This window comes from Rhodobacter sp. JA431 (assembly GCF_900217725.1).
In the GTDB taxonomy this organism is placed as follows: Bacteria; Pseudomonadota; Alphaproteobacteria; order Rhodobacterales; family Rhodobacteraceae; genus Rhodobacter; species Rhodobacter aestuarii.
Genome location: NZ_OBMP01000002.1, coordinates 331824 through 354216, shown reverse-complemented (window position 1 = coordinate 354216; position 22393 = coordinate 331824). Strand labels below are relative to the sequence as shown.

Here is a 22393-nt window from a genome sequence, read left to right as displayed (position 1 = left end):
TATGGCTACCGGAACCGTGAAATGGTTCAACACCACCAAGGGCTACGGCTTTATCGCCCCCGATGGCGGCGGCAAGGACGTTTTCGTTCATATCTCGGCGGTTGAACGCGCCGGGTTGAAGTCGCTTAGCGATAACCAGAAGATCAGCTTCGAACTGATCTCGGGCCGCGATGGCCGCTCGTCGGCCGGTGAGCTCAAACTGCTCTGAACGACGGGTAGTGTCGTCGAAGGCCCGCGGCGCCCACGCGGGCTCTTCTTTTAGCTATTCGTTTGTTCCTTTAGAGGCTTGACCGGGCCCTGCCGGTCGGCCTCACCTCAATCTTCCAAATCACCCGGGCTCAGCCCAAGCGCGGTTGCCAGCGTGGCCATTTGCGCAGGCGAAAGCGCCTGTTGGCGCGCTTCGGCGGCGGTGATGGTTTGCGCCGAAATCCCAGAAATCTCGGCCAGATCTTGCACACTAAAGCGCGCGGCGCGGCGCCATGCCATGAGCGGAGAGGCCCCGGCATTCAGCCAAGCCACTTGGGTCCAGTAATCCGGTTCTGCACCGGTGCGGGCTGCCGTATTGCTCAGGCGCTCTTTCAAAGCGGTCATCGTGCCTCCTGCACGTCCCCGACTTGGCGCAGGGATCATGGCTCTATCATGCTCTCACTCAGCCTATGATAGAGTTAAGACCGTCTCGAAATTTGTTGGAATCACGGCATTTTCAAGGTTAACGAAGCCTTGCCGTGATGCCGATATTGGGGCCGTTTTAGCCGCCCAGTTGTGCGGCTTGGGTGTCTTTTGTCCAGCCCAGCGTGAGCCCATTGCCGCGAATGACCGGGCGTTTCATCAAGGTGGGATAGGCGGCAATCAGCGCGGCCACGGGCTGCGCGCGCTCATCATCGGACAGCTTGCGCCATGTCATCGAGGCGCGGTTCACCAGCTTCTCGCCAAAGGCGGCCTCAAACTCGGCAATTTCTTCGGGGCTGAGCGGTTCGGCGCGCACATCGCGCAGCACGGGCGCTTTGCCTGCCTCGGTCAGCGCAGCCAGCGCCTTTTGCACCGTGCCGCAGGTCTTGATGCCATAAACGATCATGTCGCCTCCACCAATTGTCCGTCTTCAAGCCGCAACACACGGTCCATCCGCGCGGCAAGCTCTAGGTTATGCGTCGCAATCAGCGCCGAAAGCCCGGTGGCGCGCACCAGTTCCATCAGCGCGTCAAAGACCGTGTCCGAGGTCGCCGGGTCAAGGTTGCCCGTCGGCTCGTCCGCCAGCATCAGGGCAGGGGCATTGGCCAGCGCCCGGCAAAAGGCCACCCGCTGCTGCTCACCGCCCGACATTTCGGAGGGCCGATGGCTTGCCCGTTCGGCCAGCCCCACGCGGGCCAGCAAATCGCGCGCGCGTGCCTCCGCCGCCTTGCGCGGGCTGGCATTGGCCAGTTGCGGCAGCACGATGTTTTCCAGCGCGGTGAATTCGGGGAGCAGGTGGTGGAATTGATAGACGAAGCCAAGCGCTTGCCGCCGCGCCGCAGTGCGCGCGCCATCTTTTGCCCCGGTCATGTCTTGGCCATTCACGATCACCCGGCCCGCATCGGGCGTGTCGAGCAAACCAGCAATATGCAAAAGCGTGGATTTCCCGGCACCAGAGGGGGCCACAAGTGCCAACACCTGTCCGCGCGGGATCGTGAGGTTCGCGCCACGCAGAACCATGATCTCGTTGGGCTTGCCGCGATTATAGCCCTTTTCCAGCCCTTCGAGCCGCAACACCTCATTCATAGCGCAGCGCCTCCACCGGGTTCAGCCTTGCAGCGCGGCGCGCCGGGAAGATGGTCACAATGAAGCTCAGCCCCAAAGCCAGCCCCACGGCGCGGCCCACATCATAGGCTTGCAGCTTCGCGGGCAGTTCATAAATGCCGCGAATGGACGGATCCCACGCGCCGCCACCGCTGATCCAGTTCACCGCCGACATGATGCCATCAATATTGAGCGCCAAAAGCACCCCCAGCCCCACGCCAAGTGCTGTGCCAATCACCCCGGTAAACGCACCACAGAGGAAGAAGACGCGCATCACCGCGCCCTCGGTCAGCCCCATCGTGCGCAAAATGCCAATGTCGCGGCCCTTGTTTTTGACCAGCATGATCAGGCCCGATGTGATGTTCATCGTCGCGATCAAGACCAGCACCGACAAGATCACGAACATCACATTGTCTTCCATCGTCAGCGCGCGCAGGAAACTGCTCGAGGCATCGCGCCAACTCCATAGCATCGTGCCTGTGCCGCCCGCTTGCAGCAATTGCAGCGTGTAGTCATCCACCTCTTCAGGATCGGTGACCATCACCTCAATCTCATCGGCGCCGCCTTCACGGTTAAAATAGCTCTGCGCCTCGGCAAAGGGCATATAGATCCGCGTGCGGTCAATGTCCCAGCGCCCGGCGGTGAAGATATAGACGATCTGATAGGCATTGACGCGGGGGCTGGTGCCAAAGGGCGTTTTCACCCCATTGGGGGAAATGAGCTTGACCGTATCGCCTACCGTCACGCCCAATTCGCGCGCAAGCTCCGAGCCCATGGCAATGCCTTGCCCAAAGCTCTCAATATCGCCCTCGGCCTCAGCCGAATGTGCAACGCGGGGGATAGTTTCAAGATTTTCGCGTGTGATCCCATAGACTTCGGCCACATTGGCGCGCTCGCCCCAGGTTGCCATCACTTGGCCACGAATAAGTGGTGCGGCGCGGGTCACGCCGGGAATGGCGGCAATCCTTTCGGCGCGCGCGGCATAATCGGACATCAGATTGGAATAGATGCCGGTGCCGGGTTCGACCTCCATCTGCGCGGAATAAACCGTCACATGGGCGTTTGAGCCCAAGATCGTATCGACAAATTCAGCGCGAAAGCCGGCGCGCACGGCCAGCGTGATGATCAGCGCCGCAACGCCGAGCATGATCCCGATGAGGGAAATCCATGTCATTACGGACACCCCGCCTTCGGCGCGGCGGGCGCGCAAATAGCGCCAAGCGATCAGGAATTCAAAGCCGGAAAACGGCGCGGTGCTCTTGGCCATGCAGGGCGCTCCCAAAGGTCGGCGCAAGGTGGCGGCGGGCGGGGCAAAGGTCAAGGGCGGTGGTGGCGCGGGCCGATAAAACCGGCGCGAGTGGGGCAGGGGATGTAGAGCCATCGCATGCCGCGACCCGGCGCGTGAAAGCGCGCTTGCAGGCGGATCAGGATTTCATGAACGCGGAGCAGACCAAGCTTTTGGGCTTCGACTTTGTTGAATTATCCCGGGGGGAGGCTGCAAAGCAGACGGGGGGCAGAGCCCCCCGCGCGGTTGATCTTTGCGCTTGCGCGCCGGGCGTCCGAGCGCCTCTTACCCCATGCGTTCCGAGGTGTAGCCGCCGGGCGAGGCCGGGAAGACGACCGTCTTGTTGCCGTTGATGAAGGTGCGGTGTTGCACGTGGGCGTGGATGGCGCGGGCCAGCACCAGCGCCTCAACATCGCGGCCAAGGCTCACGTAATCTTCGGGGCTTTGTGCATGGGTGATGCGGACGGTCTCTTGCTCGATGATCGGGCCTTCATCAAGGTCGGCCGTCACATAGTGCGAGGTCGCGCCAATCAGCTTCACGCCGCGCTCATAGGCTTGCTTGTAGGGATTCGCGCCTTTGAACGAGGGCAGGAAGGAATGGTGGATGTTGATGATCTTGCCCGACATCTTCTGGCACAGCTGATCCGACAGGATCTGCATATAGCGCGCCAGCACCACGAGTTCCGCGCCCGATTCCTCGACCACTTCCATCAGCCGGGCTTCGGCTTCCGGTTTGTTGGCCTTGGTCACTTTGATGTGGTGGAAGGGGATGTCATTGTTCACCACGACCTTTTGATAGGTCATGTGGTTCGATACCACGCCCACGATCTCGATCGGCAGCGCGCCAATGCGCCAGCGATAGAGCAGGTCGTTCAGGCAGTGCCCGAAGTTCGACACCATCAAGAGAACCTTCATCTTGTCGGTGGCGTCGCGCATGCCCCAGTCCATTTTGAACTCGGCCGCAACCGGCTCAAAGCCTTTTTGCAGCGTTGCCAGATCGGAGCCGGTTTCCGAGTTGAAGCTCACGCGCATGAAGAACTGACCGGTCGCCAGATCGTCGAACTGGCTCGAATCGGTGATATTGCAGCCGTTGTCGGCAAGGTAGTTGGCGATTGTGGCCACGATCCCGCGGGTCGTGGGGCAGTTCACCGTCAGCACGTAGTCGGTCATTGAGGCTCCCTTTCGTCGCCCCCCGGGCTGCGGGGGCGTTGCAAGCATATTCACCGCAGATTGCGAAACCTCCAGCCGGGATGCGACGACGCGCAAGCAAAAAACGTCAGGCACAATGTCGCAATTGCGATCGGTGTTTCCGATCGTGGACCTCGCGCAGGGTTGGCTGCGGGAAAGCCGCGGGATCGCGTTCTGTGCCACGACATTGCCGCTTGTGCATGATAAAGAGCGCCACAAAGCGAAGACTGGGGAGAGCATGAGCAAAAGGGCGCTGCGGTTGCTGGTGATGCTGTGCGCGCTTGGCACTGGGGTGCCCGCGCAGGCGGATATTTTGGTGATGGGCGATTCGCTTTTGGCGGTGAACGGGTTGCAGGGCAAATCCGTCGCCAAGGAATTGCGCCGCCTTTTGCCCGGTGAACATGTGCGCGACCGCTCCAAAATGGGGGCCAGCTACCTTTACCCGCTGCCCGTCACGGGCGCGATGGGGATGAGCATTCCCAAACAATACCGGCAGGGCAACTGGGATTGGGTCGTCTTGAACGGGGGCGGCAATGATGTGCTGTGGAATTGCGGCTGCGGCCCCTGCACCCGTTTTTTGGACAAGCTGATCACCCACGATGGCATGGGGGGCGCGATTGCCGATCAGGTGCGCGCTTTGCGGGCCAGCGGCGCGCGGGTGGTCTTTGTGGGCTATTTGCGCTCGAACGGGTTTGACAGCCCGGTCGATAAATGCGGCCCCACCGGCGATGAGATGGACCGCCGCATTGGGCGGCTTGCCAAAGCCGATCCGGGGGTGGAGTTTGTGCCGCTCGCCGATTTGGTGCCGGAGGGTGACATCAGTTTTTATGCGCCCGACCGCATCCATCCCTCGCCCAAAGGCTCTGCGGCAATTGCCGCGCGGATTGCGAAAGTGATTGCGCCGTGAAGCATGACAAGGCTGCGGTTGCGCTCTGCGCCTTTCTGGGCTTTGCGCAGCCTGTACAGGCCGATCAGGCCAGTTTGGCGGCAGAAATCGCGGCATTGGGCACACGGGAACCGCCGCACCCGACAATTCATGGGCGGGCTGCATGTGACTGAGGATTTCCAGATCGCCCTGGGCATCGCCTCGAACAAGCTCTTGCTCAACGCCTATGTGGCCTCTGAATCGCAGCTCAAGCGCGCTTCGCGTGAGGTGATGGCCGCTGACTTCCGCCCGATCAATACGGTTCAAGTGTCGAACGGGATGGGCCTCGATAAGGTCAACGAAGCGGGTGAGTTCACGCGCGGCACGATTGCCGAGGCGGGCGAAGCCTTTGCGGTGGAAACCTATGGCAAAGTGTTCGCGCTGACCCGGCAAGCCTTCGTCAATGATGACCTTGGCGTTTTGAGCAACACGGCGCGCATTCAAGGCACCGGGGCGGCGCTGACCGAGGCGAAGCTGTTCGCCTCGTTGCTCGAAAAGAACGCGGGCCTTGGGCCGACGATGCAGGACGGCAAGACGCTGTTCCATGCCGATCACGGCAACATTGCCGCGAGTGGGAGAGCGCCGAATGTCACGTCGCTGACCGAGGCGCGCACGGCCCTGCGTCGGCAAAAGGGGCTTTCGGGCGAGGCGATCCAAGTGCAACCGGCCTTCCTGATTGTGCCGCCCGAGCTGGAAACCGTCGCGCAACAGCTCGTTGCCGCGATCAACGCTTCGAGCGTGGATCAAGTGAACCCGTTCGCGGAAAAGCTCGATGTGCTGGTTGATGCGAACCTGAAAAGCGCGACGCGCTGGTATCTGTCCGCCGCGCCGGGTGTGCCCGATGGCATGTTGCACGCGTATCTGGACGGGGCGAGAGGGCCGCAAATCTTCACCCGCGAGGGCTTCGACGTGGATTCGATGGAATTCAAGGTCCGGCTCGATTTCGGCTGCGGCTTCGCGGATCACCGCGCTTGGTTCATGAACCCCGGCGAGTAACCGGGCGCAGGTTATCGCAGCGCGCGGTTGCCGAACGAATGGTCAGGATGGGACCGCCTTTTTCTCCTGTGTAAGGCCGCCATCCCCGTTAGCCGGTGAGTGGGTAAACCCCGGCGGAATCGCGGCCTTTAGCCGATGGCGACGGCGGTTCAACGAAGCGGCTTCACCTTGGGGTGGGGCCGCTTTCAGTTTTAACGCCATGCAGCTGTGGACGTCTCGTCGAAATGAACCGTTACTCTGTAAATGGGGGGGCCCCTAGAGCGCTGTGCGAGGCTCCCATAGTATGCAATGAGGCTTCCGCTTGATTTAATGCTCCAGTGATCTGAGCCACTAGCGTTGTGATCCAGTCATCTGACTGCATTATGAGAGATTTGCGCTCAATCATCATGATGTGGGCTTTCCTCCAGTCCCTAAGGCTTAGGTGATGAGATTCGTGAATGCATTTCCAGTGTTCACGGGCTTGCGACCGAAGGGCATCAATATTGGTCAGGCTTGATCGCAACTGAGAAAATGCCTCCGTCTCCAATAGGTTGCTGTCGATCAAAGTGGCTCGTCTTTCAAGATCTGCGAGTGCTTGTGCAGTCTTCGCCCGACGTCTTTGTAGGATTATCTCAATTTCTGCATTTAATGTGGAGGTTTTCTCTTTGCACGCTTCTATTTGCTTGGCGTTGTCGGAGAAAATATCGAGCATCTTGCTTAAAAACGGAAAGTATTCAATCATTTGGTCTGGCCTCTTCATAAACACACTACACTGTCCCGCTGCCATTCTCGGGGATGCACTCACTACCCTACGCCTTAATTGCAGACCTGATCACGGCAACTGTGCCTTCTCGAAAAGCCTCGCCCCCCTTTCGGGCGCGGTGTTCAATCTTCTTTCCGGTCCTTCCGGCTCGCCTCGGGGGCGTCTGCGTTTTCTTTCGCCCAAGGCCCGAAGGACAAGTCCAGCCATTCGGTGAGGCGCACAACAGAGACATGAAAGCGCGGATCGCCGAAGTATTCCTTCGCTATATCATGCCCTGCAAGTTCTAGGCCGAATTTCTCACGAATGTAGCGCAGCACAAGCCCGAACTCTTCGGCGAAGCGACCGTTCGCCCGCTTCGGATCGAAGCTGACAGCTGCGGCAATCGCCATGCTGAAATCTTCATGTTCCCCGAAGGGCTGGGGATACTTCTCTTCGAGGGTGGCAACGATTTCGGCATTCATGCTGCGGTTGTTGGCATCTGCCGCAACTTTGATCCGGTCGCGCATCCCATCGGGAAGGCGAATGATGAACTTGTCACTGTCTCGATTTGTCGGAATCGCCATGGTCACCCCTTTTCGTGGCACCGTGCCACAGGTTTGCGCTTGACGAAATGCGGGCACGGTGCCACTACTGGGGCACGGTGCCATGATGAGGTGAGCGAATGACATACGACCGTAAGCCGATGCAGCTCCGCCTGCCGCCCGAGCTGAAAGACTGGATCAAGGAACAGGCCGAGTGCAACGGACGCTCGCAAAATTCCGAAGTTGTCCAAGTGATCCGGGCCGCGAAGACCCGCACCGAAGAAGCCGCCGCTTAACAAGAGATCATAGAATGAACGCACATAACCCCACTTCGGGGAACACCACCGGCTTGCCCGGTGAAACCCTTTCTGAAATCCATGATTGTCTTACGCTCGCCCTCGACGCGACCGAGCGCCGATCAGGCTACACCCGCACAGAACGCGAGGCGCGGAGCTACATGCGCACAGCCCTGCGGCGCACCTGCAAGCTGATGGAGGGGCGGGCATGAAACGCCGAGACTTCTTCTTCTCTGCCCCTGCGCTGGCCCTTGCGCCGCTTGGCGCGCTTGCACTGGCCTCGCCCGCGATCGCGCAGACCATGACGCGCGAAGAACAGATCGAGCACCACAAGGCCGAGCTGTTCCGTCTCTATGCCGAAACCGTTCCCGAGGGCACAGTGTTGCGGAGCCTCATGATGGATTGCGAGCCGGGCACACGGCAGTTTGTATCCATGATCGCCAGTGGCGCCGATCAACATTGGCAAAATGATCCGTTTTGGCACTTCTCGACACTGGAAAACGAATGGGAATACTGCGAGGTTCGCGCATGATGGCAGCGCGTCCTGTGCCCTGAGAGAAAGTGCAATGGGCGCTCGAAATACTCCGAACTAGTCCAAGCGATCCGGGCCGCGAAGGCCCGCTCCGAAGAAGCCACTTCCTAACATAAAGAAACAGCACCATGCCCACACATAACCCCGCTTTGGGGAACGCTCCCGGCTTGTCCCGGGATTTGACGCGCGAGTTTGCATCCCTGCAAGATGATCTACTGACCCTTTCGGGGCTTATCGAGGCGATGGATCAACTCACCTCGCACATCAAGAACGGCGGGGACTCGCTCTTTGCGGTCATTGCCGCTGCCAAGCCGATTGCAAAGGGCGCGGTGCAGCGCGGTGAAGCAATCTGGGGGGGCCTGTGATGATGGCAGAGCGCGCCCTGTGCCCCGAAACCAATGGTCCGAGCCAAACCGAGAATCGCGCCTATCTGGCAACCGCGATCATCACCACTTGCCGCCTTGCGCTCGAAAATGAATCAAGCTGCCTTGATGATCGGACCGCGCGCGAACGGGTGGCCAGCACGCTAGAGTTTGCTGAACACCTTATGATGTTGATCGGGGACTCGGCCGCGCCGCTTGGGGTGGGGTGAACTCTGCCTAAAATAAAGATGCGACCAAGGTTTGCATCTTGACCGCGCTTGCTGCCGCGCGCAATGTTGCGACCAAAGTTTGCATCCCTTGGAGAGTGAAAAATGCGACAAGCCCAAATGCTGAAAATTTCCGGTGGAACGCGGGGGGAACTCGACGGCAGCCGTCGCCGTGGGGTCCTGCCGTTCGGTGGGGGGCCCTTCTTCAACAAAGAAGAAGAGATCATGGCGCAATGGGAAGACTTCACCATGCGTGATGCGCTCATGTTTCGCTGCTTCACGGACCTCACCCGCTCTGGCCTGAAAGGGGCCGTTGCGCGCGATATGGTCGGCAACGGTTTCCATCGGATCGAAAATGGCCGGATCGACATGCACGAAGGTCAGGCAATCATTATGCAGCCCGCGCGCGGTATCTTCGACGACTGGGACGATGCAATCCTGATCGCCCGCGAAGTGTATACAGCCGACTATGTGGCAGAGTTTAAGACCGGGCTCAATTTTTCCGCGACTTGGTGGGGCGGCACGAAAGAAGAAATCGAGAGCGCGATTGCTTTTGCGAATGCCCGTGAAACCGTCTCGCACCGCGAGACGCTCTCGGTCCACTATTACAACGTGAGCAAGGCGCGGGCAGAAGTGATTGCCGCCGCGCGCGCGCTTGAGCTGCCCGAACTTGAAGACGTGAAGGGACGCTGAACATGGCCGGGGCGCTGCACATCAATGGGCTGATCGGTGAGGGCGAGAACACGACCGCCAGCGTCGGGCGCTTCCTCGAAGCGAACCCCGGCGCGGCGCTGATTGTCGTCAATTCACCGGGGGGCGATGCGCACGAGGGGGCCGGGATCATGGCCCTTGTGCAAGATCACGGGCGCGTCACCGCTCAAGTGGTTGGGCTTGCCGCTTCCGCTGCCTCGCTGGTTGTGGTCGCTGCGAACCATGTTCAGATGCATTCCGCCGCGCACATCATGATTCATGAGCCTGCCGCGCTGACCTTTGGCACGGCGGGCGAGTTGCGCGGCGAAGCCGACACGCTCGACAAGCTGACGAGCACTTATGCCGAGGCTTATTCCCGGGCCACGGGGCAGCCGGTCGCGCGCATTCGCGCGTGGATGGCCGAAGAAACTTGGCTGACTGCCGAGGAAGCTTTGGCGCTGAATTTCTGCGACGAGATCACCGGGCCGAGCGAGCGCGCCCGCCCGGTGGCCGCATTCGATTACACCCGTTTTAACGCGGCCCCTCGCTCGCTGGTCAAGATGGCGAAGTCGAAGGGCTGGGCGCAAAAGGTAGAGGCTTAACACTCAATGACCGCGCGAACCCCCTTCAAACTCGCACTGAAAGCGCAAGAGGCCGCGAAGGCCCTTTCGTTGACGCTGCCTGAGTTCGAAGGGTTGGTTGCCGCTGGCAGCCTGCCGGGGCCGGTGTTTCTTGCGCCCGGGGTGCCGCGTTGGAGCTGTGCCGATCTGGAAGCCGTTTTGAAGGGTGAATGCGTTCAGGGGGATAATTTCGAGATATGAAAAAGCCTGATCTTCCTTTCCTTGAGGCCAAGCCCACTAAAGCTAATCCGAAATACTTCTATTTCAGGAAAGACAATGTGCGCCATCGCCTTCCTGACAATCCCGACACGGAAGAATTTTCCCGCGAATACTGGGCGTGCCGAAGCGGCAAGCGCAATGCCCCGCCGAAGACGACTTGGGATAAGCTGATTGTGAGCTACTACCAATCGCCCGGGTTTCGGGCTTTGAGCAAGAACACCCAAGCGAACTATCGGCGGCACTGCGAGGCGATCCGCGAGAAGAACGGCGCAAAGGACATGCGGACCTTTCGGCGCAAGGATGCGCTGATGGTGCAAACGGCTTTGCAGGACACATGGTCAAAAGCGAATGAGCGTATCGCGGTGCTGTCGATCCTCTGCCGCCATGCTGTTGATCTGGAGTGGATCGAGCGCAACCCTGTCGAAGATATTCCAAAGCTGAAAGGTGGCGAATATTCCGCTTGGCCCGAAGAAAAGCTGCGCGCCTATGAACGCCATTGCGATGAACATGGTCTGACGACCGCCCGCACCATTTATGAGCTGGCGATTGGCACGGGGCAGCGCATCGGTGATTGCGTGGCGATGGAATGGGCCGACTTTGACGGCGAATTCATGCGCGTCGTGCAGGAAAAGACCGGTGCAAAGATCGAGGTGTATTGCCCTGAACGGTTGCGGGCTTATCTGGGCGCTCTACCCAAGAAGGGGCGGCATATCCTCGCCAAGAATCTTACACAGCACATCGGAAAGCGGCAGGCACAGCGCGAAGCCGAGCAAGTGCGTGAGAAAATCGGCGCGAAGGATGGCGCCGAGCGACTTGTGCAGCACGGTTGGCGCTACACGGCAGCGAAGGAACTGGCCGAGGCCGGGTGTTCGGATGCGCAAATTCAGGCGGTCACCGGGCACAAAACGGTGAGCATGGTGCAGAAATACCGAGCGCAAGCGAGTCAGAAGCGGGCTTCGAAAGAGGCGCAGCAGCGCCGCGAACAGAACAAGCACAGAACGTGAATGTGCGAAAAGAACTGCGAAAACCTATCGGGGAATGGTCGGGGAAAATCGAGAAATGACGAAAAACCCTAGTAAAATCAGTATGGTGCGGGTGAAGGGACTCGAACCCCCACGCCAAAGGCGCCAGAACCTAAATCTGGTGCGTCTACCAGTTCCGCCACACCCGCATAGGCGGCCTTTTAGCAATCTCGTTGAGCAATGAACAGGGGGCGGTTTGCGAATTCGAAAGATTGTCGTGGCAGAAACAATGGATGAAAGAACCGCGCAATGTTCACAATCTCGCCCCTTTTGCATGGTCTGATCAAGGCATGGCAAAGGATCGGGGCAGAGGATCGGGGCCGTTATGAAACGTCATCATGCAATTGGATGGGTCGCTTTGCTGGGGCTGGGGGTAAGCCTCGCCACGCCAGCGGTGCCGTTTCAAGGCGATGAAGACAGCGATCCGGTCGTGACATTGCTGGATGGGCGGCAGGTGCGCAGCGCTGCGCTCGATTGTTTCGATCTGCAAATCCACACCCAGATCGAGGCGGAGCGGCTCAAAGCCACCAATCTACGCGCCTCCTCGAACGTCACCTCCGAAGCTCCTGTTTTCGCACCTCTTTATGCGGCACGCTGCAACAAGTGATGCGTTCTTGCCAAGGGCTGCGCGAATTTCACGGCAGTTAACCTTTTCGCTCGCCAGCCTGTCCCCAATCGCCTAGTCTTTTTGCCAGAGCCGCAAAGGCCACGAGCAAAGAGCAGGATCACCCGATGGACAGGCAGGCCACGGGGCGCAGCAGCGGGGGGCAGCCCCCGGTGAACCTATCGCCCGTATTCACACTCGACACCCATCTTGAAGCAGGGCCGGGGCAGGGCCGCGCGGGCTGTGCGCTTGGGGCGCAAGTGGCAACGATGGACGGGCTTTTGCCGGTAGAATACCTCAGCCTTGGCGATCGGATTATCACCCGGTCCGGCGCGCGGGTGCTGCGAGGCATTTCCTCGGTGCCTTTGATTTCCAACCTTGTGCGGGTCGCGCCCGGCGCGCTTGGCCATGATCGGCCCGGCAAGGCGCTGGTTTTGGGCGCGGGGACAGAGGTGCTGGTGCGCGATTGGCGCGCGCAGGTGCTGTTTGGTGCGGATCAAGCTTTGGTGCCGGTGGCGCGGCTGGTGGATGGGCAGTTCATCACCCGTGTCACGGGGCAAAAGACCCGGCTTTTCACCCTGCATTTTGACGCGTCCGAGGTGGTTTATGCCGATGGTGTCGAAATTGGCTGCAAGCCTTTGGCGGTGAAAGTTTAAACGCCGATTTCGCGCAACACGGCCGGCAGTGCTTCGGGCAGGTCTTCGGCAATCAGGCCGGGGCCGAATTGGCGCGCGCAGGCGGCGTGCAACCATGTGCCGGTGCAGGCGGCTTCATAGGCACTAAAGCCGCGCGCCATCAGCCCGGCAATCAGCCCCGCCAAAACATCGCCCGCGCCCGCAGTGGCGAGCCACGGCGCGGCCAGTTCTCCGCTCGCGTCATGCAGGGCGGCCGATCCGTTTTGATCGGCGATGGTGGTTTGCGCGCCCTTCAAGAGCACGGTGCAGCCCGCGCGGGCGGCGGCTTGGCGGGTGGCGTCACGCTTTTCTATCTCGCCCGCTTCCAGTGCTTCGGCCAGATCGGGGAAAAGGCGGCGAAACTCGCCCAAATGCGGGGTAAGCACCACGTTTTCATGCGTGGCGTTGAACAGCAATTCTGGTTCGCGCTCAAAAGCGGAAAGCGCATCGGCATCAAGCACCGTGGCGCGCTTGCCCCAAAGGGCTGCGGGCACCATTTCTTGGGCGCGTGGCAGGCCGAGCCCAGGCCCAAGGCAAAGTGCAGTCAGGCGCGTGTCTGAAAACAGGCCGCGCAGGGTGTAAGCATCGGGCAGGGCGATCAGCATCACCGCGTTCAGATGCGCGGCATTTTCCGCCAAAGACACCTGCGGGCAAGCGAGCGTCACCAGCCCCGCGCCGACCCGCAGCCCCGCGCGGGCCGCAAGCCGTGCCGCCCCACCGCGCCCAAGCCCACCGGCCAGCACCAGCAAATGGCCGTGGCTATATTTATGCCCTGCAACCCCTTTGGAAAGCGCCGCGCGGCGCGTCTCGGTTAGGGTGATGTGCTCGGTCATAGCGGGCTCCGGTCGAAATTTTGCTTAGCTTGGCAGGTTTTACCCAAAAGGCCATGATGAAAAGATGAACTAAAGCCCGAGCGGCACCACAATCACCGGCACGCCGCGCGCGCGAAGATGCGCATGGGCGGGTTTGAGCGCGTGAAACGTGACCACCAGCGAGGTGGGCGCGGTGGGCCAATCCATCGTGTCGGGGCGGGCATCGGCATCGCGGCCCGAGGGCAGATCGACCGACAGCACCGGGGCTTGGGTGCGGCTGATTGCGGCAAAGATTGTGTCAAAGCCGGTCAGTGGGCGCGAAAGCCCAATCCCAAACAGCGCGTCGACAATCAGATCGGGCGTGCCGAAATCGGGCTTGGCGGGCAGGGGATTGACCCGCCCGATTTTGCACCAACGGTCGTGGTTGGCGCGCGCGTCGGGGGGCAGATGCTCGGCCCCGCCGTAAAGATAAAGTGCCACCCGCCAGCCGCGTTTGCGGAGTTGGCGCGCAACAACGAAGCCGTCGCCGCCATTATTGCCCGGTCCGCATAAAATGACGGCACGCGGCGCGGTGCCGGGGCGTGCAAGCTCCGGCCAAGCGGCGAGGATGGCGGTGACAAGGCCGGTTCCGGCGCGCTCCATCAACTCCAAACCGGTGACAGAGCCCGTCCCGATTGCCGTTGCTTCCATGGCGCGCATTTGGGCGCTTGTGATGATTTGCGGCTGTTTCTCATTCATCCCGTTTACAAACTGCCCGAAAAATGCGCTAAACGCTTAAACCCTGACCGCGTTTTCGGGAATCCCCGAGCGCACTGCCCTAGGCGAAAGCTAGCCGATTGCGGGGCGGCGTGGAAAGTGGTCAGAGAGGTGCGGCAAGAACGAAAGGGGGAGTCGGCGCATGAAAAAGGTCGAAGCGATCATCAAGCCGTTCAAGCTCGATGAAGTGAAAGAAGCGCTTCAGGAAGCGGGTATCCAAGGGCTTAGCGTGATCGAGGTGAAAGGCTTCGGGCGGCAAAAAGGCCATACCGAGCTTTACCGTGGCGCCGAATATGTCGTCGATTTCCTGCCCAAGGTGAAAATCGAGATGGTGTTGCCTGATGAGATGGTCGACACCGCCATCGAAGCCATTGTCGGCGCCGCGCGCACCGAAAAAATCGGCGACGGTAAGATTTTCGTCTCCCCCGTGGAACAGGCGATCCGTATCCGCACCGGCGAGACCGGCGAAGACGCGGTTTAACGCTTTGTAAGAATTCGGACTTTTGGTCCGGAAACCCATGCTCAACGAAAGGGTAGTCAATATGAGCGCAGTCAATAAGGCTCTCGAACTGATGAAGGCCGAGGAAGTCGAATATGTCGACGTCCGCTTCACCGACCCGCGCGGCAAACTCCAGCACGTGACGCTGGTGGCCGATCTGGTCGATGAAGACTTCTTCGAAGAAGGCTTCATGTTCGACGGTTCGTCGATTGCTGGCTGGAAGTCGATCGACCAGTCGGACATGAAACTGATCCCGGATGCGGGCTCGGTCTACATCGACCCGTTCTACGCTGAAAAAACCATGTGCGTGCACTGCAACGTGGTTGAGCCCGACACCGGCGAAGCCTACTCGCGCGACCCGCGCGGCACCGCTGCGAAAGCCGAAGCTTACCTGAAAGCCTCGGGCATCGGCGATGCGGCCTACTTCGGCCCGGAAGCTGAATTCTTCATCTTCGACGACGTGCGCTTCTCGGTCACGCCGCAAAAAGTGGCTTACTCGGTTGATGCCGAAGCCGCCGCTTGGAACACCGATGCGGAAATCGAGATGGGCAACCTCGCCCACCGCGCTGGCCACAAAGGCGGCTACTTCCCGGTCAACCCGACCGACGAAGCCCAAGACCTGCGCTCGGAAATGCTTTCGACCATGAAACGCATGGGTATGAAAGTTGACAAGCACCACCATGAAGTGGCGACCTGCCAACACGAGCTGGGTATGATCTTCGGTGGTCTCGTCGAGCAAGCCGACAACATCCAGAAATACAAATACGTGATCCACAACGTGGCCCACGCCTACGGCAAAACCGTGACCTTCATGCCGAAGCCGATCAAAGGCGACAACGGCTCGGGGATGCACGTGAACATGTCGATCTGGAAAGACGGCAAGCCGCTCTTCGCTGGCGACAAATATGCTGACCTGTCGCAAGAAGCGCTCTACTTCATCGGTGGCGTGCTGAAACATGCGAAAGCGCTGAACGCGCTGACCAACCCGTCGACCAACTCGTACAAACGTCTGATCCCGGGCTTCGAAGCCCCGGTTCTGCGTGCCTTCTCGGCGCGTAACCGTTCGGGCTGCGTGCGTATTCCGTGGACCGAATCGCCGAAAGCGAAACGTGTGGAAGCCCGCTTCCCCGATCCGTCGGCGAACCCGTATCTGTGCTTCGCGGCCCTGCTGATGGCTGGCCTCGACGGCATCAAAAACAAAATCGACCCGGGCCCGGCGTCGGACAAAGACCTCTACGATCTGCCGGCCGAAGAACTGGCTGCGATCCCGACCGTCTGTGGTTCGCTGCGTGAAGCTCTGGAAGCGCTCGAAGCCGATCACGAGTTCCTGCTCGCCGGCGACGTGTTCACCAAAGACCAACTCGAAGGCTACATGGCCCTCAAGTGGGAAGAAGTGTACGCCTACGAGCACACCCCCCACCCGGTCGAATACCAACTCTACTACTCCTGCTAATCTTAGCCGGAGCGGTTACGGAAGGGCGCCCATTGGGGCGCCCTTTTGCTTTGGCGCTTTATGCCGCTGAGCGCGGCTGTTGAACCGAACGCTACGTCAGGCTAGGAAAGCGCAGGTTTACCAAGGAGACAGGCATGAGCGTGGCATGGGTGTTCCCCGGTCAGGGGGCGCAAATGATCGGGATGGGCAAGGCATTGGCCGAGGCATACCCGGCAGCGAAAGCGGTCTTTGATGAGGTTGATGCGGCACTGGGCGAAAAGCTGAGCGCGCTCATTTGGGAGGGCGATATTGCCGATCTGACGCTGACCGCCAATGCCCAGCCCGCGCTGATGGCGACCTCGCTTGCCGCCGTGAAGGCGCTGGGAGCCGAGGGCTTCAAGATCACCGACGCGGCTTATGTGGCGGGCCATTCGCTTGGCGAATATTCCGCGCTTTGTGCGGCGGGGGCGTTGAGCCTTTCGGATACCGCGAAGCTTTTGCGCATCCGGGGCGAGGCGATGCAATCGGCGGTGCCGGTGGGCGTGGGCGCGATGGCCGCGCTTCTGGGCCTTGATTTCGCGACCGCGACGGAAGTGGCGCAAGAGGCCGCCGAGGGCGAGATTTGCCAAGCCGCGAATGACAATGATCCGGGGCAGGTGGTTGTTTCGGGCCACAAAGCCGCCGTGGAACGCGCGGTGGAGATCGCCAAGGGCAAGGGCGCGAAACGCGCGGTGATGCTGCCGGTCTCCGCCCCCTTCCACTGCGCGCTGATGCAACCCGCCGCCGACCGCATGGCCGAGGCGCTGGCTGGGGTGGCGATTTCGGCCCCCGTGGTGCCGGTGGTGGCGAACGTGCGCGCCGAAGCGGTCAGTAGCCCCGATCTGATCCGCGATCTGCTGGTACAGCAGGTCACGGGGTCGGTGCGCTGGCGCGAGTCGGTGGAATGGATGGTGGCGCAAGGTGTCACCGAGGCGTGGGAAATCGGTGCGGGCAAGGCGCTCTCGGGCATGATCAAGCGCATCGCGAAAGAAACCGCGCTCAAAAACGTGGGCACGCCCGAAGATCTGGCGAAGCTCAAGGGCTGATCTGGGGGCGCCGGGGGCCCTGCCTCCGGTCCCTCCATAGGTATTTACGCCAGTAAGAATTGGCGAAGGAAAGGCTTGCAGATGTTTGATCTGACTGGGAAATGCGCGCTGGTGACCGGCGCTTCGGGTGGCATTGGCGGCGAGATTGCCAAAGCCCTTCATGCGGCGGGCGCGAAAGTGGCGCTGTCGGGCACGCGGGTCGAACCGCTTGAGACGTTGGCCGCAGAACTGGGCGAGGGCGCGTTTGTTTGCCCCGCGAACCTGTCGGACCCGGATTCGGTTGAAGCGCTGCCGAAAGCGGCTGCGGCGGCGATGGGCTCGGTCGATATTTTGGTCAACAATGCGGGCATCACCCGCGACAACCTTTTTATGCGCATGTCAGATGACGAATGGCAGGCGGTGATGGATGTGAACCTCACCTCCTCCTTCCGTCTGATGCGCGGCGTGCTGCGCGGCATGATGAAGGCGCGCTGGGGCCGGATTGTGACCATCACCTCGGTCGTCGGCCAAACCGGCAACCCGGGGCAGGGCAACTATGCCGCCGCCAAAGCGGGGCTCGTCGGCATGTCGAAATCGCTCGCTTACGAAGTGGCGAGCCGTGGCATCACCGTGAACTGTGTCGCGCCGGGCTTCATTGCCACCGCAATGACCGACAAGCTCAATGATGAGCAGAAGGGCAAGATTTTGTCGCAGATCCCGTCGGGCCGCATGGGCGCGCCCGAAGAAATCGCGGCGGCGGTGCTGTATTTGTCCAGCCCCGAAGCAGGTTACGTCACCGGCGCCACGCTCAGCGTGAACGGCGGCATGGCGATGGTGTGACGCATTGCCCCTGCCGTTGGGGCAAGCGCGGTCTTTTAACGACTTGCCTTGCGTGGGGACTGTGCTATAGGCGGCGAAGACGGGACGGGGGTGTGCCCCCGTTTCGCGGCGGCCCTGCGTGACGGGGCGAAGAAGCCGCTCGCACGAGCACGGAAGGGATGGGCCAACGCGCCCCCGAACTGAGGAAAAGACATGAGCGACATCGCGGATCGCGTGAAAAAGATCGTCGTGGAACATCTGGGTGTGGAAGAAGACAAGGTCACCGAGACCGCGTCCTTCATCGACGATCTGGGCGCCGACAGCCTTGACACCGTGGAACTGGTGATGGCTTTCGAAGAAGAATTCGGCATCGAGATCCCGGATGATGCGGCCGAAACCATCCAAACCTTCGGCGACGCGGTGAAGTTCATCACCGAAGCCGCCTAATCGGTTTTTTTGAGAATTCATGGAACGGCGCCCCCTTGGGCGCCGTTTTCCTTTGCACAAGCGGCCTACGGGCCATGACTTGAAACTGCGAAGGAGATGACGATGACCGTCGATATTCAGGGCCTTGAAGACCTTAGCAAGAAAATGGACTTTGCCGGCGAGGTGGAAAATTCCATCGGCTTGATGGGGCTTGAGGGGAATGCACGCAAAGTTTCGGTCGAGGTGCTCAATGCCTGCCTTGTCGATGAGATCGCTTTGGGTCTGGCGCTGAAACAGGCGCATTGGAATGTGAAGGGGCCGAATTTCATTGCCGTGCACGAGCTGCTCGACAATGTACACGCCCGGGTGCAAGAGCAGGTCGATACGATCGCCGAGAGGGTGCAGATTTTGGATGGTACGGCGGTTGGCACGCTCGAAGCCGTGCAAAAGTTCACCGAGCTTGAACCCTATCCGATTGGCCTGACCGGGATTGAGGCGCATCTGGCAGAGCTATGCGCGCGGATGCTGAAGCTTGGCGCGAAGCTGCGCAAAGGCATTGAAGAGACTGAGGGCGCGGGCGATGCCGATACCGCCGATGTGCTCACCGCTGCCTCGCGGCAGATGGACAAGGATGTTTGGTTCCTGCACTCTCACCTTGAATGAGGGAGCGCCTCGCGTGATCGAGGTCTAGCTTAGCGAAGCTGCGGCACCCTGCGGGGTGCCGTTTGCGTTTGGGGGGAAGATGCGGGTCTTTGTGGGGGTGATGCTGGCGGAGGCGCTTTGGGAGCCTGTCGCGCAGTTGCAAAGCGCGCTTGGCTGTGGCCGCGCAGTGGCGGAAGAGAACCTGCATTTGACGCTCGCCTTTCTAGGCGACGTGGACGTGCCCGATCTGGAAGCGGTGCACGACGAGCTTGCCGCTTTGCCTGTGACGCCCTTCACCGTGGAGCTGGCCGGGCTCGACCCGATGGGCGGCGCGGATCGGGTGGAAACCTTGGTCTTGAACGCGCGGCCGAACCCGGCGCTGGAGGCGCTGCACTCTAAGGTCGCGCAAGCGGCACGACGCGCGGGCGTGGTGCTGGAGCGGCGCCGCTTTCGCCCGCATGTGACGATTGCGCGGTTTGGCAAAGGCTTTGGCCCCGGCGCGGCGGCAAAGCTTGGTGCGTTGTTGCAAGCGCGCGGCGATGTGGTTTTGCCCGAATGGCGGGTGACAGGCTTTGCGCTGATCCGCTCGCATCTGGGGCGTGAGGGCGCGAGCTACGAGGTGTTGGCGGAGTATCCCGAGGCGTGAAGGCGCGCGTTCCCAGCCTTTTGCGTGGCGCGAATGCCCGCCTGCGGCGGCGCTGGACGTTGCACGGCCCAAAGTGCGCGTGTAGAAGGCCTTAACGAAATTTTGCAAAGGGGGCGCGCATGCGTCGGGTTGTCGTCACGGGTCTTGGTATGGTCACGCCGCTGGCTTGCGGGGTTGAGGAAACCTGGTCGCGTCTCTTGGCCGGGCAATCGGGGGCGGGGTTGATCACCCGGTTTGACGCCTCGGCTGTGACGACGAAATACGCTTGTGAAGTGCCGCGCGGTGATGGCTCGGAGGGCACCTTCAACCCCAATGACTGGATGGAGCCGAAAGAGGCCCGCAAGGTCGATGAGTTCATCCTTTACGGGGTGGCGGCTGCCGACCAAGCCGTGCGGGACTCGGGCTGGATGCCCGAAGACGATGAGAGCCGCGAACGCACCGGCGTGATGATTGGTTCGGGCATTGGCGGGCTGCAAACGATTGCCGAAAACGCGGTGCTGATCAAAGAAAAGGGCCCGCGTCGGGTGAGCCCGTTCTTTATTCCGGCGGCGCTGATCAACCTTGTTTCGGGCCAAGTGTCGATCCGCTTTGGTTTCAAAGGGCCGAACCACGCGGTGGTGACGGCTTGCGCGACCGGCGCCCATGCGATTGGCGATGCGGCGCGGCTGATCATGCTCGGCGATGCCGATGTGATGGTGGCGGGCGGGGCCGAAAACCCGATTTCCGAGATCGGGATTGCTGGCTTCAACGCCTGTAAGGCGCTCTCGACCAAGCGCGCGGATGACCCGCAAGCGGCGAGCCGCCCGTGGGATGAAGACCGTGATGGCTTTGTCATGGGCGAAGGCGCGGGCTGTGTGGTGCTGGAAGAATACGAGCACGCCAAAGCGCGCGGCGCGAAGATTTACGCCGAAGTGCTGGGCTACGGCCTTTCGGGCGATGCGTACCACATTACCGCGCCCTCGGAAGATGGCGATGGTGGCTTCCGCGCGATGACGGCGGCGTTGAAGAACGCGGGGCTGACGCCTGCCGATATTGATTACATCAACGCGCATGGCACCTCGACCATGGCCGATACGATTGAGCTTGGCGCGGTGGAGCGGCTGCTCGGCGATGCGGCGGCCAACGCCACCATGTCTTCGACCAAATCGGCGACGGGCCACCTTTTGGGGGCTGCGGGCGCGATTGAAGCGATCTTCTGCATTCTGGCGATCCGCGATCAGGTCGCGCCGCCGACGCTGAACCTTGATAACCCGGCGGGCAATCCGGTGATTGACCTCGCCGCGAAAGAGGCCCGCAAGCGCAAGATTGATATCGCCATGTCGAACAGCTTTGGCTTTGGTGGCACCAATGCCAGCGTGATCGTGGGCAAGGTGCGCGACTGATGATCTGGCGGCATATCGTCTCCAATTTCCTGACGCTGGCCATCGTGATCATGGTGGTGCTGGGCGGGCTCGTGACATGGGCGAAGACCCAATATGAGGAGCCCGGCCCCCTGACCGAGGGGATTTGTCTGCGCGTCGAATCGGGGGCGAAATTCCGCGATATTTCCGAGACATTGGCCGCACAGGGAGCGGTGTCTTCGGCGTATATTTTGCGCGCGGGCGCCGATTATTCGGACAAGGACGGCAAGCTGAAGATCGGCTCTTACCTGATTGAGCCCTATAGCTCGATGGCGGGGATTGTCGATCAGATCACCGCAGGCGGGCCCTCTACCTGTGGGACGGAGCTGAATTTCCGCATTGGTGTAAACGGGCAGCAGATGATTTTGCGCACGCTCGACCCGGCGACGGGGCGCTATGTGGAAACGGCGAAGTTTGACCCGAAGGCCGAGGATGTGCCCGAGGGTTTCACGGAGGAGGCGCAAAAGGCCGACACCCGGCTGCGCGTAACCTTGGCCGAGGGTGTGACCAGCTGGCAGGTGGTTGAGGCGCTTAAAGCCGCCGATTTCCTCAGCGGCGATGTGGCCGAGGTTCCGGCCGAAGGCACGCTTTCGCCCGACAGCTATGAGGTGACGCGCGGCGCGAACCGGGCCGATCTTTTGGCGCAAATGAAAGCGCGGCAGGAAACGGCCTTGGCTTTGGCGTGGGAGACCCGTTCGGAGGGGCTTCCCTATGCGAGCCCGGAAGAGGCTTTGGTGATGGCCTCGATCGTCGAAAAGGAAACCGGGGTTGCCTCGGAACGCGCGCAGGTGGCGAGTGTTTTCGTCAACCGGCTTGAGCGCGGGATGAAGCTGCAAACGGACCCGACGGTGATTTACGGCGTGACCAAAGGGCAGGGTGCGCTGGGGCGGGGCTTGCGCCAAAGCGAGTTGCGTCGCGAGACGCCCTACAACACCTATGTGATCGACGGGCTGCCGCCGACGCCGATTTGTAACCCGGGCACCGCGGCGATTGATGCCGCGCTGCATCCGGCAGACACGCCCTATATCTACTTTGTGGCCGATGGCACGGGCGGGCATGCTTTTGCGCAAACGCTTGATGAGCATAACGCCAATGTGGCGCGCTGGCGGGCGATCGAGGCGCAGCAGGAATAGGCTGCAAGGCACTGAAAAGATACAAGAAACCCCGGCATTGCTCGGGGTTTCTTAATGCAGCGCACGCTACCGCCTAGGCGTTAAAGCT

At 61.0% G+C, this 22393-nt stretch carries 32 protein-coding genes and 1 tRNA gene; 23 read left to right on the top strand and 10 right to left on the bottom strand.

Annotation, left to right across the window (positions count from 1 at the left end):
- Position 1 precedes the first annotated feature (1 nt).
- Positions 2 to 208: a cold-shock protein gene (locus CRO18_RS05400; protein WP_076483310.1), complete on the top strand. Its 207-nt coding sequence runs from the start codon at positions 2 to 4 to the stop codon at positions 206 to 208.
- Between the two features lie 107 nt (positions 209 to 315).
- On the opposite strand, the gene CRO18_RS05395 is transcribed toward CRO18_RS05400, so the two are convergent.
- The 5 genes from CRO18_RS05395 to purU all read right to left on the bottom strand — a co-directional run bounded on the left by CRO18_RS05395 (position 316) and on the right by purU (position 4228).
- Complete coding sequence (locus CRO18_RS05395) at positions 316 to 591, bottom strand: helix-turn-helix domain-containing protein (RefSeq protein WP_076483311.1); 276 nt, start codon at positions 589 to 591, stop codon at positions 316 to 318.
- Positions 592 to 748: 157 nt separating this feature from the next.
- Positions 749 to 1075, bottom strand: a complete 327-nt coding sequence (locus CRO18_RS05390) for an arsenate reductase family protein (RefSeq protein WP_097081332.1) — start codon at positions 1073 to 1075, stop codon at positions 749 to 751.
- Entirely contained in the window at positions 1072 to 1755 is a 684-nt protein-coding gene (locus CRO18_RS05385; protein ID WP_097081331.1) for an ABC transporter ATP-binding protein, read from the bottom strand. Before CRO18_RS05385 ends, CRO18_RS05390 begins: the two co-directional genes overlap by 4 nt.
- Complete coding sequence (locus CRO18_RS05380) at positions 1748 to 3040, bottom strand: lipoprotein-releasing ABC transporter permease subunit (protein ID WP_097081330.1); 1293 nt, start codon at positions 3038 to 3040, stop codon at positions 1748 to 1750. Before CRO18_RS05380 ends, CRO18_RS05385 begins: the two co-directional genes overlap by 8 nt.
- Positions 3041 to 3343: 303 nt before the next feature.
- Positions 3344 to 4228: a formyltetrahydrofolate deformylase gene (purU, locus tag CRO18_RS05375; RefSeq protein WP_076483315.1), complete on the bottom strand. Its 885-nt coding sequence runs from the start codon at positions 4226 to 4228 to the stop codon at positions 3344 to 3346.
- A gap of 256 nt (positions 4229 to 4484) precedes the next feature.
- Here purU and CRO18_RS05370 point away from each other — a divergent pair, with 256 nt between their 5' ends.
- Positions 4485 to 5153 (top strand): SGNH/GDSL hydrolase family protein, encoded by a 669-nt coding sequence (locus CRO18_RS05370; RefSeq protein WP_097081561.1) that lies wholly within the window; start codon positions 4485 to 4487, stop codon positions 5151 to 5153.
- 129 nt (positions 5154 to 5282) lie between these two features.
- Positions 5283 to 6167 carry a Mu-like prophage major head subunit gpT family protein gene (locus CRO18_RS05365; protein WP_170952563.1) on the top strand — a complete coding sequence of 295 codons (885 nt, stop codon included), beginning with the start codon at positions 5283 to 5285 and terminating at the stop codon, positions 6165 to 6167.
- Positions 6168 to 6399: 232 nt separating this feature from the next.
- Here the strand turns inward: CRO18_RS05365 and CRO18_RS05360 are convergent, their stop codons facing one another.
- Positions 6400 to 6888 carry a hypothetical protein gene (locus CRO18_RS05360; RefSeq protein WP_097081328.1) on the bottom strand — a complete coding sequence of 163 codons (489 nt, stop codon included), beginning with the start codon at positions 6886 to 6888 and terminating at the stop codon, positions 6400 to 6402.
- Between the two features lie 143 nt (positions 6889 to 7031).
- Positions 7032 to 7472, bottom strand: a complete 441-nt coding sequence (locus CRO18_RS05355; RefSeq protein WP_097081327.1) for an Arc family DNA-binding protein — start codon at positions 7470 to 7472, stop codon at positions 7032 to 7034.
- A 98-nt stretch (positions 7473 to 7570) separates the two neighbouring features.
- Here CRO18_RS05355 and CRO18_RS05350 point away from each other — a divergent pair, with 98 nt between their 5' ends.
- The 9 genes from CRO18_RS05350 (at position 7571) to CRO18_RS05310 (ending at position 11380) form a co-directional block, all read left to right on the top strand.
- Positions 7571 to 7726, top strand: a complete 156-nt coding sequence (locus tag CRO18_RS05350; RefSeq protein WP_097081326.1) for an Arc family DNA-binding protein — start codon at positions 7571 to 7573, stop codon at positions 7724 to 7726.
- A 14-nt stretch (positions 7727 to 7740) separates the two neighbouring features.
- A complete protein-coding gene (locus CRO18_RS05345; RefSeq protein ID WP_097081325.1) occupies positions 7741 to 7938 on the top strand; it encodes a hypothetical protein in 198 nt (65 codons plus the stop codon).
- Entirely contained in the window at positions 7935 to 8258 is a 324-nt protein-coding gene (locus tag CRO18_RS05340; RefSeq protein ID WP_097081324.1) for a hypothetical protein, read from the top strand. The genes CRO18_RS05345 and CRO18_RS05340 overlap by 4 nt, the downstream gene beginning before the upstream one ends.
- A 167-nt stretch (positions 8259 to 8425) precedes the next feature.
- Positions 8426 to 8623: a hypothetical protein gene (locus tag CRO18_RS05335; protein ID WP_212710053.1), complete on the top strand. Its 198-nt coding sequence runs from the start codon at positions 8426 to 8428 to the stop codon at positions 8621 to 8623.
- Between the two features lie 2 nt (positions 8624 to 8625).
- On the top strand, positions 8626 to 8850 hold the full coding sequence (locus CRO18_RS05330; RefSeq protein ID WP_170952561.1) for a hypothetical protein: 225 nt from the start codon (positions 8626 to 8628) through the stop codon (positions 8848 to 8850).
- Positions 8851 to 8952: 102 nt separating this feature from the next.
- On the top strand, positions 8953 to 9540 hold the full coding sequence (locus tag CRO18_RS05325; RefSeq protein WP_143128598.1) for a hypothetical protein: 588 nt from the start codon (positions 8953 to 8955) through the stop codon (positions 9538 to 9540).
- Positions 9541 to 9542: 2 nt separating this feature from the next.
- Positions 9543 to 10139, top strand: a complete 597-nt coding sequence (locus CRO18_RS05320; protein ID WP_097081320.1) for a head maturation protease, ClpP-related — start codon at positions 9543 to 9545, stop codon at positions 10137 to 10139.
- Between the two features lie 6 nt (positions 10140 to 10145).
- Positions 10146 to 10358: a hypothetical protein gene (locus CRO18_RS05315; RefSeq protein ID WP_097081319.1), complete on the top strand. Its 213-nt coding sequence runs from the start codon at positions 10146 to 10148 to the stop codon at positions 10356 to 10358.
- 224 nt (positions 10359 to 10582) lie between these two features.
- Entirely contained in the window at positions 10583 to 11380 is a 798-nt protein-coding gene (locus CRO18_RS05310; protein ID WP_249275994.1) for a tyrosine-type recombinase/integrase, read from the top strand.
- Between the two features lie 83 nt (positions 11381 to 11463).
- Here CRO18_RS05310 and CRO18_RS05305 read toward each other — a convergent pair.
- A tRNA-Leu gene (locus CRO18_RS05305) sits at positions 11464 to 11547 on the bottom strand.
- A gap of 176 nt (positions 11548 to 11723) precedes the next feature.
- On the opposite strand from CRO18_RS05305, the gene CRO18_RS05300 reads away from it, so the two are divergent.
- Positions 11724 to 12005 carry a hypothetical protein gene (locus tag CRO18_RS05300; protein ID WP_097081317.1) on the top strand — a complete coding sequence of 94 codons (282 nt, stop codon included), beginning with the start codon at positions 11724 to 11726 and terminating at the stop codon, positions 12003 to 12005.
- A gap of 125 nt (positions 12006 to 12130) precedes the next feature.
- Positions 12131 to 12658, top strand: coding sequence for a Hint domain-containing protein (locus CRO18_RS05295; protein ID WP_097081316.1), 528 nt, complete (start codon positions 12131 to 12133; stop codon positions 12656 to 12658).
- Here the strand turns inward: CRO18_RS05295 and CRO18_RS19205 are convergent.
- Positions 12655 to 13509 (bottom strand): NAD(P)H-hydrate dehydratase, encoded by an 855-nt coding sequence (locus CRO18_RS19205; protein WP_349290219.1) that lies wholly within the window; start codon positions 13507 to 13509, stop codon positions 12655 to 12657. The genes CRO18_RS05295 and CRO18_RS19205 overlap by 4 nt on opposite strands.
- Positions 13510 to 13578: 69 nt before the next feature.
- Entirely contained in the window at positions 13579 to 14226 is a 648-nt protein-coding gene (locus CRO18_RS19200) for an NAD(P)H-hydrate epimerase (RefSeq protein WP_349290218.1), read from the bottom strand.
- A gap of 160 nt (positions 14227 to 14386) precedes the next feature.
- Here CRO18_RS19200 and CRO18_RS05285 point away from each other — a divergent pair, with 160 nt between their 5' ends.
- From CRO18_RS05285 to mltG, 9 genes are all read left to right on the top strand, one after another.
- Positions 14387 to 14725, top strand: a complete 339-nt coding sequence (locus CRO18_RS05285) for a P-II family nitrogen regulator (protein WP_076483322.1) — start codon at positions 14387 to 14389, stop codon at positions 14723 to 14725.
- Positions 14726 to 14786: 61 nt separating this feature from the next.
- Complete coding sequence (gene glnA / locus CRO18_RS05280; protein WP_097081315.1) at positions 14787 to 16196, top strand: type I glutamate--ammonia ligase; 1410 nt, start codon at positions 14787 to 14789, stop codon at positions 16194 to 16196.
- 134 nt (positions 16197 to 16330) lie between these two features.
- Positions 16331 to 17260: an ACP S-malonyltransferase gene (gene fabD, locus CRO18_RS05275; RefSeq protein ID WP_097081314.1), complete on the top strand. Its 930-nt coding sequence runs from the start codon at positions 16331 to 16333 to the stop codon at positions 17258 to 17260.
- A gap of 81 nt (positions 17261 to 17341) precedes the next feature.
- Positions 17342 to 18079 (top strand): 3-oxoacyl-[acyl-carrier-protein] reductase, encoded by a 738-nt coding sequence (gene fabG, locus CRO18_RS05270; protein WP_097081313.1) that lies wholly within the window; start codon positions 17342 to 17344, stop codon positions 18077 to 18079.
- Between the two features lie 192 nt (positions 18080 to 18271).
- Entirely contained in the window at positions 18272 to 18505 is a 234-nt protein-coding gene (locus CRO18_RS05265) for an acyl carrier protein (protein ID WP_013067402.1), read from the top strand.
- Between the two features lie 102 nt (positions 18506 to 18607).
- The gene (gene dps / locus CRO18_RS05260; protein ID WP_245826407.1) at positions 18608 to 19147 is read left to right on the top strand and encodes a DNA starvation/stationary phase protection protein Dps; all 540 of its coding nucleotides are present in this window, start codon (positions 18608 to 18610) and stop codon (positions 19145 to 19147) included.
- A 79-nt stretch (positions 19148 to 19226) separates the two neighbouring features.
- Positions 19227 to 19772 carry an RNA 2',3'-cyclic phosphodiesterase gene (gene thpR, locus CRO18_RS05255; protein ID WP_097081312.1) on the top strand — a complete coding sequence of 182 codons (546 nt, stop codon included), beginning with the start codon at positions 19227 to 19229 and terminating at the stop codon, positions 19770 to 19772.
- Between the two features lie 119 nt (positions 19773 to 19891).
- On the top strand, positions 19892 to 21154 hold the full coding sequence (fabF, locus tag CRO18_RS05250; RefSeq protein ID WP_097081311.1) for a beta-ketoacyl-ACP synthase II: 1263 nt from the start codon (positions 19892 to 19894) through the stop codon (positions 21152 to 21154).
- A 2-nt stretch (positions 21155 to 21156) separates the two neighbouring features.
- Entirely contained in the window at positions 21157 to 22305 is a 1149-nt protein-coding gene (gene mltG, locus CRO18_RS05245) for an endolytic transglycosylase MltG (RefSeq protein WP_170952584.1), read from the top strand.
- Positions 22306 to 22393: the final 88 nt, after the last annotated feature.

Excerpts from the sequence above, each read along its gene's own strand:
- CRO18_RS05400 (WP_076483310.1), top strand. The coding sequence starts at position 2 with ATGGCTACCGGAACCGTGAAATGGTTCAACACCACCAAGGGCTACGGC.
- CRO18_RS05395 (WP_076483311.1), bottom strand. The coding sequence starts at position 591 with ATGACCGCTTTGAAAGAGCGCCTGAGCAATACGGCAGCCCGCACCGGT.
- CRO18_RS05390 (WP_097081332.1), bottom strand. The coding sequence starts at position 1,075 with ATGATCGTTTATGGCATCAAGACCTGCGGCACGGTGCAAAAGGCGCTG.
- CRO18_RS05385 (WP_097081331.1), bottom strand. The coding sequence starts at position 1,755 with ATGAATGAGGTGTTGCGGCTCGAAGGGCTGGAAAAGGGCTATAATCGC.
- CRO18_RS05380 (WP_097081330.1), bottom strand. The coding sequence starts at position 3,040 with ATGGCCAAGAGCACCGCGCCGTTTTCCGGCTTTGAATTCCTGATCGCT.
- purU (WP_076483315.1), bottom strand. The coding sequence starts at position 4,228 with ATGACCGACTACGTGCTGACGGTGAACTGCCCCACGACCCGCGGGATC.
- CRO18_RS05370 (WP_097081561.1), top strand. The coding sequence starts at position 4,485 with ATGAGCAAAAGGGCGCTGCGGTTGCTGGTGATGCTGTGCGCGCTTGGC.
- CRO18_RS05365 (WP_170952563.1), top strand. The coding sequence starts at position 5,283 with ATGGGCGGGCTGCATGTGACTGAGGATTTCCAGATCGCCCTGGGCATC.
- CRO18_RS05360 (WP_097081328.1), bottom strand. The coding sequence starts at position 6,888 with ATGATTGAATACTTTCCGTTTTTAAGCAAGATGCTCGATATTTTCTCC.
- CRO18_RS05355 (WP_097081327.1), bottom strand. The coding sequence starts at position 7,472 with ATGGCGATTCCGACAAATCGAGACAGTGACAAGTTCATCATTCGCCTT.
- CRO18_RS05350 (WP_097081326.1), top strand. The coding sequence starts at position 7,571 with ATGACATACGACCGTAAGCCGATGCAGCTCCGCCTGCCGCCCGAGCTG.
- CRO18_RS05345 (WP_097081325.1), top strand. The coding sequence starts at position 7,741 with ATGAACGCACATAACCCCACTTCGGGGAACACCACCGGCTTGCCCGGT.
- CRO18_RS05340 (WP_097081324.1), top strand. The coding sequence starts at position 7,935 with ATGAAACGCCGAGACTTCTTCTTCTCTGCCCCTGCGCTGGCCCTTGCG.
- CRO18_RS05330 (WP_170952561.1), top strand. The coding sequence starts at position 8,626 with ATGGCAGAGCGCGCCCTGTGCCCCGAAACCAATGGTCCGAGCCAAACC.
- CRO18_RS05325 (WP_143128598.1), top strand. The coding sequence starts at position 8,953 with ATGCGACAAGCCCAAATGCTGAAAATTTCCGGTGGAACGCGGGGGGAA.
- CRO18_RS05320 (WP_097081320.1), top strand. The coding sequence starts at position 9,543 with ATGGCCGGGGCGCTGCACATCAATGGGCTGATCGGTGAGGGCGAGAAC.
- CRO18_RS05315 (WP_097081319.1), top strand. The coding sequence starts at position 10,146 with ATGACCGCGCGAACCCCCTTCAAACTCGCACTGAAAGCGCAAGAGGCC.
- CRO18_RS05300 (WP_097081317.1), top strand. The coding sequence starts at position 11,724 with ATGAAACGTCATCATGCAATTGGATGGGTCGCTTTGCTGGGGCTGGGG.
- CRO18_RS05295 (WP_097081316.1), top strand. The coding sequence starts at position 12,131 with ATGGACAGGCAGGCCACGGGGCGCAGCAGCGGGGGGCAGCCCCCGGTG.
- CRO18_RS19205 (WP_349290219.1), bottom strand. The coding sequence starts at position 13,509 with ATGACCGAGCACATCACCCTAACCGAGACGCGCCGCGCGGCGCTTTCC.
- CRO18_RS19200 (WP_349290218.1), bottom strand. The coding sequence starts at position 14,226 with ATGAATGAGAAACAGCCGCAAATCATCACAAGCGCCCAAATGCGCGCC.
- CRO18_RS05285 (WP_076483322.1), top strand. The coding sequence starts at position 14,387 with ATGAAAAAGGTCGAAGCGATCATCAAGCCGTTCAAGCTCGATGAAGTG.
- glnA (WP_097081315.1), top strand. The coding sequence starts at position 14,787 with ATGAGCGCAGTCAATAAGGCTCTCGAACTGATGAAGGCCGAGGAAGTC.
- fabD (WP_097081314.1), top strand. The coding sequence starts at position 16,331 with ATGAGCGTGGCATGGGTGTTCCCCGGTCAGGGGGCGCAAATGATCGGG.
- fabG (WP_097081313.1), top strand. The coding sequence starts at position 17,342 with ATGTTTGATCTGACTGGGAAATGCGCGCTGGTGACCGGCGCTTCGGGT.
- CRO18_RS05265 (WP_013067402.1), top strand. The coding sequence starts at position 18,272 with ATGAGCGACATCGCGGATCGCGTGAAAAAGATCGTCGTGGAACATCTG.
- dps (WP_245826407.1), top strand. The coding sequence starts at position 18,608 with ATGACCGTCGATATTCAGGGCCTTGAAGACCTTAGCAAGAAAATGGAC.
- thpR (WP_097081312.1), top strand. The coding sequence starts at position 19,227 with ATGCGGGTCTTTGTGGGGGTGATGCTGGCGGAGGCGCTTTGGGAGCCT.
- fabF (WP_097081311.1), top strand. The coding sequence starts at position 19,892 with ATGCGTCGGGTTGTCGTCACGGGTCTTGGTATGGTCACGCCGCTGGCT.